A 10222-nucleotide genomic window follows, 5' to 3' on the forward strand; every position below is an offset into this window, starting at 1 on the left:
ATATTATTTTGGAAATGAAATTTTGGCTTTTAATCCTTTGTTAGGCTCAGATTCAAAAGTAAGAGTTCCTTTTATGCTTTGAATACGGTTTTCCGCATTTTTAAGACCATTTCTTAAATTCATTTTTTCACCAAAACCAACTCCATTATCAGAGTAACTTATTTGTATTTGTTTATCATTTTCTTCAAAACCAATAACAACAAAACTACATTGACTATGTTTTTTCATATTAACAAGCAATTCTTGCAATACTCTGTAAGTTGCGATTTTCTTTTCAGATTCAATTTTAGACCAATTAATATCATTATTATCCTTAATAATTACGTTTACATTACTTCCGTTATAGCTAGATAACATGTCTTTTAATTCACTTTCAAAGTTTTCTCCCGTATCTATAGTACTGTTTTGCCTGGATATATTTCGAGTTCCAGAATAAATAGTGTCTAAATTTGAAAGGAGGATTTCCTTATTTTCATCTGTAGATAAGTCTTTTGTTTCAGCCAAAACTATGGTATGATACACTTCATTAGCAAGTTCGTCATGTAGCTTTTTCGAAATTCTAGTTTCAGATTCATAAATAGCTGCAGTCTTTTCTCGTCTTCCTTTTGTAGTTAAATAGTAATAAAGGAATAAAAGCGACCCTAAAACAAATCCAGTTACAATATATAAGGTTAAATTTCTATTTTTTGCTTTTTCTAATTGTAAAGCATTTTCTGCTTTTTGGGCTTTTAAATGGAGATTTTCTTCGCGATCTTTTTTAGAATCATATTTTATCTTTGCAAATTGATTCTTTGCTTTTTGCCTTGCTTTGGTAATGCTGTCATTTATTTTTAAGAAGAGTAATGTTGTTTTCTTTAACTTCTCGCCATTAGAGTTTTCAATTAATAACTTCAATGCTATTAGTTGATCATTCGCATTACTTACTTTAGTTGCTTTTTGGTAGGCTAAATCTGCATATTCATTAGCAAGTTTAGGATTGTTTTTGAAATATAGTTCAGATAGATGAAGATAACTTGTTGTTATGCCAAAGTCATCATTTATCTTCTGCCTTATCAACTTCGATTGGTTTATATATTCGAGTGCTTTTATATTACCTGATTTATAATATGCATATCCTAAATTATCGAGTATTCGGGCATAGTTTTCTGAATTTTCTGTAATATCTTTTTTTAGAGTTAAAGGATAAAGAATGTTTATTGCTTTTTTATAATTTGCTTTTCCTATATATACGACGGCAATATTATTATTTAAAATATCTTTTTGAAGTCCAATTTCTGCAAATTTAACAGCTTGATTGTAATTATAAATGGCATCATTATATTCATTTAATCGTTCATAATTTATCCCTATATTGTTGTAAACAGCGCATTTGTAAGTGGCACTTGTTTTTTCTTCAAAAAATGGGATTGCTTCAGTGGCACTAGTTTCACTACCAGAATAATCTCCTTGAATTTGCTGAGTAATTGCCATCTTCAAGTAAGCATAGATTATTTTTTCTCTTTCATTTGTTTCACATTCTAACCTTGCTTTATTGTAATAATAAAAAGCACTATCATAGACATGTTTATTAAAATGTTTTTCAGCTAATTCTAAATAATTATTATAGGCTGTATTCACTTTTTTTTCTGTAATAGGATTCGCTTTTCTTTCACAGGACAATATAGATAGAATTAAAGCTAAAATAAAAATCGGGAAATGGACTTGTTTAAGTTTCATTTCCCGAAAATACTGAAATTTAATTAAATTGAGGATGTTATTTAATTAACCAGACGACTATGGTTTCGGCGGAGAAATCGGAGTTTGGCCATTTTGTCCGTCACCCGGAGCATCTGCAGAAACATTTAATTTGCTTGTTGTTTCATCATCATCATTAGTACATGATACAAATACGATACTAGTTAATACAAAACACGATATTGCTATAATTCTTTTCATCTTAGTTTATTTTTAAAATTTTACATAAGTTGCCCCATCCGATTTCTGAAATCGGAATTTTGAACTGATTTTCAAACCGCTTCTGGCGGAATGTTCTTTTGATTTTTTGAGGGAAGTAAAGCGTGTAGAAACAGTATGATTTTTATTTATACTTCCCGGATAAACTCGGTCTTACGGTTTTACGCACTTTTTTAAAGAACTAGTTTTGTACATTTGTTTTAACCTGCAGATTAAACCGGTAACTAATTCTGAGGCAAAGAAATGACAGCTTTGGCGGGGCATTGAGATGAAATTCCAGTAATGCTGATAATACTGCTGATTGCTGCAAAATGTTTAACAATTCCGATAAATGCTTATGAGTAAAATTACTTTTGAAGAATATAAAAATGCTATAAAAGCAAAATACCAAACTTATAAATTGGAAGAACCTACGGGTATTTTGTTGAATCTTTCACCTGCGCAATTGCGAAACTTATGTTTAATTACTTTTGATAAATCACTATCAGTAAATGATGAAAATACATTCAGAGTATTTCTAAACACGAAAGAAGGAGAGGATTTAAGGAGAGCTATTGAGCGATTTGAAATTGCAAGATTCCGACCTGTTATTTCTTTCTTAACTGGAGAGAAAGAATCGGATAATCCAGCAAGGATTGAATTGGCAGCAATTTTGGTAGATTTTGAGAAAAGACCATATAATAAGTTCTTAAGAGAAGAATTGGTTGTAAATACGCCAAAACCAGTCTTGAGTGAAATTTCAGCACCTATTAAAAAAGGGAAAGAAACATCATTTGAAGATAAAGAAGTACAAATTAGGTCTTTTGTTGGAGTGCCAAATAAACTAATTTCAACAAAAAATATCATTGAGAAACCGTACTTAATCTTATTGACATGCATTTTTATATTGAGCGGGTCATTTGCAATCTGGAGTTTTAATGAAGAAGAAAATTGTATGGTTTGGAATAAGGACCATTATGAAGAAGTTCCTTGTGATAATGTTTCAAATACAATGACATTACTTAGTCCTATAGTAATGAAGAAAGAAGAAGGGTTGATTTCTAATTTTAAGAAAATTGAAGCTTGTGATACTACAAGTTTTTTTAAAATGGGAAAGCCATGTATTTGGTATGGGAAGTCATTCGATGGTACTTATGAGTATTTTACAGCCCCAGGATTACATCCAGAAACAGGAAAGACATTAAGACCAATTACACAGTATATGATAGATAAACATATTCTAGAAAAGGATGAGAAATAAGTTTTGACATAAAGTCACAATATCAGCCTAAAGCAAAAAAGCCAATCTTTAGATTGGCTTTTTTGTTTGTTTTACTTTCTGAAAAACAGGTGTTTATACGTTTAAATAAGTTCTTTTATTATTGTTCTTTTATTCTGACCTAATTGGATATCATGAAAAAGATTCATGAATAAGCAAATATCATTGAGAGTATATAAACTCAATCATATAATTAGAAAGCAAATACCTAACTAAAAATAAGTTATCCAAAGAGCTGATTTTTAAATTGATTAACAATTATATCAAAAGGGTACATACGTAATTACATTTTTTATTTAATAATTTAAAACGATATTCAATGGACTTTAAAATGCAACTAGAACAAATTGGTCAACAGCCAGACATGATTCTTATTATTACAGATGAGCAAAGAGCAACACAACATTTTCCAACAGGTTGGGAAGAGAAAAATCTTCCAACACTTACATTTCTAAAAGAAAACGGATTTAGTTTCGATAGAGCTTTTTGCAATACCTGTATGTGTTCCCCAAGCCGGGCTACATTATTTACAGGAATGTATCCTGCCAAGCATGGTGTTAGTCAGACATTAACAGAAGGAGGACTTTTATCACCACAAGAACCAACACTCGATAACACATTACCAAATATTATGAATGTACTTTGGGCAGATGGATATGATGTTCAATACAGAGGGAAATGGCATATGAGTAAAGGAGTTGCTCCCAATGGCACAAAGACCAATTATGATGATTTAACACCAGCCGATATTTCATTATTTGGGGCAATGGGCTGGATAGCTCCAGATGCAGGTGAAAATGTAAATCCATTAAATTTTGGTGGAGGTTATGCAAATCATGATGCAAGATATACTGCAGAAGCAATACAATATTTGAAAGAAGTAAAAACAAGAAGAGCAGCAGGAGATCATAAACCATATTGTCTGATCCTTTCATTAGTTAATCCACACGATGTTTTAGCCTATCCAAAATCTGCTGGTACTTCAGGATACCATCCAGATAGTTGGACAGGTAGAGAAATTGAACTACCAGTAACAGTAAATGAAAATTTGCTGGAGAATAAGAAACCGATGGCACAAGAACAAATTTTAATTAACATGGCACTTAGCTTAGGAGCAATAGCGACACCAGAAGAAAAATTAAATTATATTAACTTTTATGGATATTTGCTAAGTCATGTTGACAAAGAAATTGGCTACCTAATCAAAGAATTATACAAAGAAGATGAAAACGGAAATAAATTAGCAGACAGAGCAATTGTAACATTAACATCAGATCATGGAGAAATGGGATTAGCACATGGAGGTTTACGTCAGAAAACCTTTGTAGCTTACGAAGAAGCATTAAGAGTCCCACTTGTTATATCTAATCCTATTTTATTTAAGGATAAAGAAACTAAAAAATCTATGGCATTGGCAACCTTGGCAGATATCATGCCTACATTATTAGAAATCGCCAATGTATCAAATCCACCTACAGGACTTGCAGGTACAAGCTTATTGCCAATAATAGAGGATGGAACACCAGTTCAGGAAAGCATTTTATTTACATACGATGATATTAAGGCAGGGTCAAATAGTAATTGGGCAATAGTAAAAGCAGCTAATCGCATTCGATGTATAAGAACAGAAAAGTGGAAATTCGATTATTACTTCGATGCCTCAAGCGCTTATTTCAAACAATACGAACTATACGATTTAGTAAATGATCCATTAGAAATTACCAATCTTGCTTATGATCCAGGATACAGTGAAATAAGAATGGAATTAGAAGAGCAATTACATCAGCTCGAAGTAGACAAACTTTGGGTAAATGCACCTACAGATGTCTTTAATACTGTAAAATTCAACTAAAAATAATTTAGCGACATAGTAATGTAAAAGGGCAAAGGATTAATAATCTAAAAACACACATTATGTCACAAAATTTAAAACAAGAAGTAAATACAGTTACTTATATGGATTTTAATAATCCAAACGGACAAACAACAATACAAGGAATAAGAGGAGTTTCAGAATCTGAAAATGTTTACATAACAGCAAGTTTGTTAGGACAAAATAGCATTGTTCAGGGGCTGATTTATGAAGGCAAGCTATTAGGTAATGGTAATGAAGGAAAATGGCATGTCATTAATTTTCCAAGTACAGCATCACAGATAGTTACCAATACCTCTTGTTATGGACCCAATAATGGAACTAATGGAAATATACAAATTGTTGGATCTTATAAGATAACAACATCAAGTGGAGGATTCCCAAGCGGAAATCTTGGATTTTATTATGAAGGACCACTTGATGGTTCAGGAATATGGACACCAGTAACCCCAAACGGAGGGAATACAAATAATGTATTCGTTCATAGTATAATGGGAGGAATTGCAGTTGGGAATTATGATGTAGAAAATGATAAGAATGGATATGCATTTCTATATGATATCAATACAAAAGAATATACAGAATTTAAATTACCAGATTCATTAACCAATACATTGTATGGTATTTGGCATAACGGAGGTAATAGTTATACAATAACAGGTGGTTATACCAGCCCTAAATTAGGGAAACTGAATCAGGCATTTCTGGTCGATTATGATTCTAAAACAAGACAAATCAGTAATTTAAAATCGTTTAGTTATAAAAATGAAACAGCCTTGTCGATAATTACACATTTTGAAGGTATTACGGCTTCTTCCAATAAAGGCTATAATTTGGCAGCCGATTGGGTAACTATAAACGGAGAGGGTAGTGGAGCATCATTTGTTTCCGTAAATCGAAATTCTGATGGAACATTTGGAGAAGCGAATTGGATAGATATTGAATTTCCAGATTCAAATATCACAAGTGCTAATACCGTATACAAAAATAATATATTAGGTATTTATGTAGTCAAGAATGATTCAGGTACAACAACCATTTCTTCCTATATAGCAAAAGTTGAATTGGATAAATAGCTAATAAATAATAGAACTAAGTTTTTATAGCACGATATTAAAAACAAAAAGCCCAATCGTAAGATTGGGCTTTTATATAAGTAAGTAATATAAATTGAGTTTATAAAACGTTTATTTTACTTTGTTAAGTACTGCTTTGAAAGCTTCTGGGTGATTCATTGCTAAATCTGCAAGAACTTTACGGTTCAATTCGATTCCGTTAGCTTTTACTTTCCCCATGAATTGAGAGTAAGACATTCCTTCCAATCTAGCTCCAGCGTTGATACGTTGAATCCATAAAGCACGGAAATTTCTCTTATTCACTTTTCTGTCACGGTAAGCGTAGCACATTGCTTTCTCTACCGCATTTTTAGCAACTGTCCAAACGTTTTTACGTCTACCAAAGAAACCTTTGGCTTGCTTCATTATCTTTTTTCTTCTTGCTCTTTTAGCAACTGAATTTACTGATCTTGGCATAATTTTTATGTGTTTTTGTAGATGGCGTCCCGAATTTAATCAAGGGAACTTATCGGCCATACTCCAAGGTTATTTTTAAATTTTTTAACCTAAAGAATTATTAGATAATTCTTAATTGTTGTTTGATGCTTTTCATATCTGTTTTGTGAACTAACGCTGAATGTGTCAAAGCTAATTTACGTTTTTTAGATTTTTTAGTCAAGATGTGACTTTTAAAAGCATGCTTTCTTTTAATCTTTCCAGAACCAGTAACTTTAAAACGTTTCTTGGCGCTAGATTTTGTTTTCATTTTAGGCATTTTTCCTAGTGTTTTAATTTATTCTTACTTACTTATATTTTCAAGAGCTTTAGGCTTTAGGCTTTAAGCTTTAGGCAAAAGTTTACAATAACAGTTTGCTTAAAGCTTAAGGCTTATTGCTTATAGCAAATAATTATTTTTTCTTCTTCGGAGCAATGAACATAATCATTCTCTTTCCTTCCAGAACTGGCATAGCTTCTACTTTACCGTACTCTTCAAGATCGGTAGCCAATCTTAATAGTAAAATCTGACCTTGATCTTTATAGATAATAGAACGTCCTTTAAAGAATACAAATGCTTTTAATTTAGCACCCTCTTTCAGGAATTTTTCAGCGTTCTTTCTCTTAAACTCATAATCATGCTCATCAGTTTGAGGACCAAAGCGAATTTCTTTCACCACAACTTGTGTTGATTTTGCTTTCAGTGCCTTATCACGTTTCTTTTGTTCGTAAACAAATTTCTTGTAATCCATGATTTTACAAACTGGCGGCTCTGCATTTGGCGAAATCTCAACTAGATCTAATTCAAATTGATCAGCTAATCTTAGAGCTTCGGCTATTTTAAAAACCCCAGGCTCTATGTTTTCGCCTACAAGGCGTACTTCAGGAACACGAATAAGATTGTTTATTCTGTGTGCATCTTTTTTTTCTACGCGAGGTTGGTAACCTCTGTTGCTTCTTATTGCTATGACTTTATAATTTAAGTTAAACTGTAAATACTTTTAATGTCTTTTTTATTTCTTCGTCTACAATTGCGACAAATTCATCAATTGTAACTGTAATATTTCCTTTACCTTCTTGACCGTGACGACGGATAGAAATAGTTCCATTTTTCTCCTCTTCCTCACCTACGATTAGCATAAACGGTAGTTTTTGCATTTCTGCATCTCTAATTTTCTTACCTATTGTCTCACTTCTGTTGTCAATTAGGGCGCGAATTTCGTGATTTTCTAGCAAATCTAAAACTTTTTTAGCATATATTTCATATTTCTCGCTCAAAGACAAGATTATAGCCTGTTCAGGCATCAGCCAAAGTGGGAAATTTCCTGCTGTGTGTTCTAGCAAAATTGCAATAAAACGTTCCATAGAACCAAAAGGTGCTCTGTGAATCATTACAGGTCTATGTAATTCATTGTCAGCTCCTTTGTAAGTCAATTCAAAACGCTCAGGCAAGTTATAGTCAACCTGGATAGTTCCTAGTTGCCATTGTCTTCCTAAAGCATCTTTAACCATAAAATCTAGTTTAGGACCATAAAAAGCAGCTTCACCATATTCAACCACAGTGTTTAAGCCTTTATCGGCAGCAGCATTGATAATCGCATTCTCAGCTTTTTCCCAATTTTCGTCACTACCAATATATTTATCTCTATTTTCTTTATCACGTAAAGAAATCTGAGCCGTAAAGTTTTCAAAACCTAAAGAACCAAATACGTAAAGAACCAAGTCAATTACTTTTTTAAACTCTTCGTCCAATTGTTCCGGAGTACAAAAAATATGAGCATCATCCTGAGTAAACCCACGTACACGAGTTAATCCATGTAATTCACCAGATTGCTCATATCTATATACAGTACCAAATTCAGCATAACGCTTCGGTAAATCTTTATATGACCAAGGTCTTACATTGTAAATCTCACAGTGATGAGGACAGTTCATTGGTTTTAGCAAAAACTCTTCCCCTTCAGCAGGAGTATGGATAGGCTGGAAACTATCAGCACCATATTTAGCATAATGGCCAGAAGTAACATATAGTTCTTTTTGTCCAATATGTGGAGTAACTACTTGTTCGTAACCTGCTTTTTTCTGAGCCTTCTTTAAAAACTGCTCAAGTCTGTCGCGTAAAGCAGCACCCTTAGGTAGCCACAAAGGTAAACCTTGACCAACTTTCTGAGAGAAAGCAAATAATTCAAGCTCCTTACCTAATTTACGGTGATCACGACGTTTCGCCTCCTCAAGAAGTTCTAAATATTCAGTTAAATCTTTTTGTTTAGGGAAAGACGTTCCATAAACACGAGTTAATTGTTTGTTTTTCTCATCACCTCTCCAGTAAGCACCTGCAACACTCATAACCTTCATAGCCTTGATGATTCCAGTATTCGGAATATGACCACCACGGCATAAGTCAGTAAAAGTAGCATGATCACAAAACGTGATTGTTCCGTCTTCAAGATTAGAGATTAACTCAGTCTTATATACGTTATCCTTATATAATTCCAAAGCTTCAGCTTTGCTTACAGGGCGCATTTTAAATTCATGTTTACCTCTTGAAATTTCAAGAACACGATCTTCAATCTTTTTAAAGTCAGCATCAGATATCTTTTGGTCACCAAAATCTACATCGTAATAAAAACCATTTGAGATAGCAGGTCCTAGAGTTAGTTTAATCCCAGGGAAAAGTTCCTCAAGAGCTTGAGCCATTACGTGCGAAGTCGAATGCCAAAAAGCTTTTTTACCCTCAGCATCATTCCATGTATATAAAATAAGACTACCATCCGTCGTCAGAGGAGTTTCGGTTTCAATAGTTGTACCATTAAAAGATGCCGAAATCACGTTTCGGGCGAATCCTTCACTAATGCTTTTCGCAACCTCCATAGGAGTTACGCCAGCAGCAAACTCTCTAATTGACCCATCGGGCAAAGTAATCTTAATCATTGTTTATAATTTTATGAATGCAAATATAGTGGATTACAAAAATACATACAATATATATGTATAAGTTTATACTATATATAGGAGTAGATTTTTATAAGGAGCTTAATCCTGCTATTCACTCCAATCTTTTATGCCGAACCACGGCATAAAAGGATTTTCGCTTCTATCAGGGCTAGGAGGGTAGGTTTGCAAGATAAGAGGTGCTTTATAGTGAAAGAAAAGCCTAGTTTTTGTGATGGCTATAATATTAGGTTAAGGAAAGTGGTTTTGTTAGTTGTATTAAAGAAGGTAATCTCTTGATTTCTTCTTTTAGGATAGATATAAAGAAGATTTTATGTAGATGAGTTATTAAAAAATACCCCGTTTTAATGTGAACCTTGCAAAATTGATACTTTTTGAATAGTTATTTTTGTTGAAATGATAAATTGTATCAGAAAATACTTAAAAATAGTAAATTTTGTTAAAATGTAAACTTAATATTGTCAGAGTGTTAAGGAATAAGTCTAGGAATAAACCAAAAATACTCTCTAAAAAGTATTGTTTATCTAGATAAAGGTGGTAGTTTTGCACCCGCAACAACGACAAACGTTCCTTTAAATACTGACAAGCAAGACGAATCGAATTAGAAATAAAATTCTAAAAAAAAGATTTAGAAAA

At 32.7% G+C, this 10222-nt stretch carries 9 protein-coding genes; 3 read left to right on the plus strand and 6 right to left on the minus strand.

What is annotated here, in order from left to right; translation table 11 throughout:
* Positions 1 to 3: 3 nt before the first annotated feature.
* Together SHI72_RS23385 and SHI72_RS23390 are read right to left on the minus strand one after the other, a co-directional pair.
* Positions 4 to 1716: a hypothetical protein gene (locus tag SHI72_RS23385; RefSeq protein WP_323491575.1), complete on the minus strand. Its 1713-nt coding sequence runs from the start codon at positions 1714 to 1716 to the stop codon at positions 4 to 6.
* A gap of 57 nt (positions 1717 to 1773) precedes the next feature.
* Positions 1774 to 1935 carry a hypothetical protein gene (locus SHI72_RS23390; protein WP_323491576.1) on the minus strand — a complete coding sequence of 54 codons (162 nt, stop codon included), beginning with the start codon at positions 1933 to 1935 and terminating at the stop codon, positions 1774 to 1776.
* Positions 1936 to 2290: 355 nt separating this feature from the next.
* Between SHI72_RS23390 and SHI72_RS23395 the strand changes: the two genes are divergently transcribed.
* The 3 genes from SHI72_RS23395 to SHI72_RS23405 all read left to right on the plus strand — a co-directional run bounded on the left by SHI72_RS23395 (position 2291) and on the right by SHI72_RS23405 (position 6160).
* Complete coding sequence (locus SHI72_RS23395; RefSeq protein WP_323491577.1) at positions 2291 to 3193, plus strand: hypothetical protein; 903 nt, start codon at positions 2291 to 2293, stop codon at positions 3191 to 3193.
* Positions 3194 to 3530: 337 nt separating this feature from the next.
* On the plus strand, positions 3531 to 5063 hold the full coding sequence (locus SHI72_RS23400) for a sulfatase-like hydrolase/transferase (protein ID WP_323491578.1): 1533 nt from the start codon (positions 3531 to 3533) through the stop codon (positions 5061 to 5063).
* Between the two features lie 62 nt (positions 5064 to 5125).
* Positions 5126 to 6160, plus strand: coding sequence for a hypothetical protein (locus SHI72_RS23405; protein WP_323491579.1), 1035 nt, complete (start codon positions 5126 to 5128; stop codon positions 6158 to 6160).
* Positions 6161 to 6271: 111 nt separating this feature from the next.
* Here the strand turns inward: SHI72_RS23405 and rplT are convergent, their stop codons facing one another.
* The 4 genes from rplT to thrS form a co-directional block, all read right to left on the minus strand.
* Positions 6272 to 6616, minus strand: coding sequence for a 50S ribosomal protein L20 (gene rplT / locus SHI72_RS23410; protein WP_035633036.1), 345 nt, complete (start codon positions 6614 to 6616; stop codon positions 6272 to 6274).
* Between the two features lie 100 nt (positions 6617 to 6716).
* Positions 6717 to 6914, minus strand: a complete 198-nt coding sequence (rpmI, locus tag SHI72_RS23415) for a 50S ribosomal protein L35 (RefSeq protein ID WP_022827375.1) — start codon at positions 6912 to 6914, stop codon at positions 6717 to 6719.
* A 133-nt stretch (positions 6915 to 7047) separates the two neighbouring features.
* Positions 7048 to 7602, minus strand: coding sequence for a translation initiation factor IF-3 (gene infC / locus SHI72_RS23420; protein WP_369827407.1), 555 nt, complete (start codon positions 7600 to 7602; stop codon positions 7048 to 7050).
* Positions 7603 to 7618: 16 nt separating this feature from the next.
* Complete coding sequence (gene thrS / locus SHI72_RS23425) at positions 7619 to 9565, minus strand: threonine--tRNA ligase (protein WP_039116434.1); 1947 nt, start codon at positions 9563 to 9565, stop codon at positions 7619 to 7621.
* Positions 9566 to 10222 lie beyond the last annotated feature (657 nt).

This window comes from Flavobacterium sp. PL02, assembly GCF_035013205.1.
In the GTDB taxonomy this organism is placed as follows: Bacteria; Bacteroidota; Bacteroidia; order Flavobacteriales; family Flavobacteriaceae; genus Flavobacterium.

Excerpts from the sequence above, each read along its gene's own strand:
- SHI72_RS23385 (WP_323491575.1), bottom strand. The coding sequence starts at position 1,716 with ATGAAACTTAAACAAGTCCATTTCCCGATTTTTATTTTAGCTTTAATT.
- SHI72_RS23390 (WP_323491576.1), bottom strand. The coding sequence starts at position 1,935 with ATGAAAAGAATTATAGCAATATCGTGTTTTGTATTAACTAGTATCGTA.
- SHI72_RS23395 (WP_323491577.1), top strand. The coding sequence starts at position 2,291 with ATGAGTAAAATTACTTTTGAAGAATATAAAAATGCTATAAAAGCAAAA.
- SHI72_RS23400 (WP_323491578.1), top strand. The coding sequence starts at position 3,531 with ATGGACTTTAAAATGCAACTAGAACAAATTGGTCAACAGCCAGACATG.
- SHI72_RS23405 (WP_323491579.1), top strand. The coding sequence starts at position 5,126 with ATGTCACAAAATTTAAAACAAGAAGTAAATACAGTTACTTATATGGAT.
- rplT (WP_035633036.1), bottom strand. The coding sequence starts at position 6,616 with ATGCCAAGATCAGTAAATTCAGTTGCTAAAAGAGCAAGAAGAAAAAAG.
- rpmI (WP_022827375.1), bottom strand. The coding sequence starts at position 6,914 with ATGCCTAAAATGAAAACAAAATCTAGCGCCAAGAAACGTTTTAAAGTT.
- thrS (WP_039116434.1), bottom strand. The coding sequence starts at position 9,565 with ATGATTAAGATTACTTTGCCCGATGGGTCAATTAGAGAGTTTGCTGCT.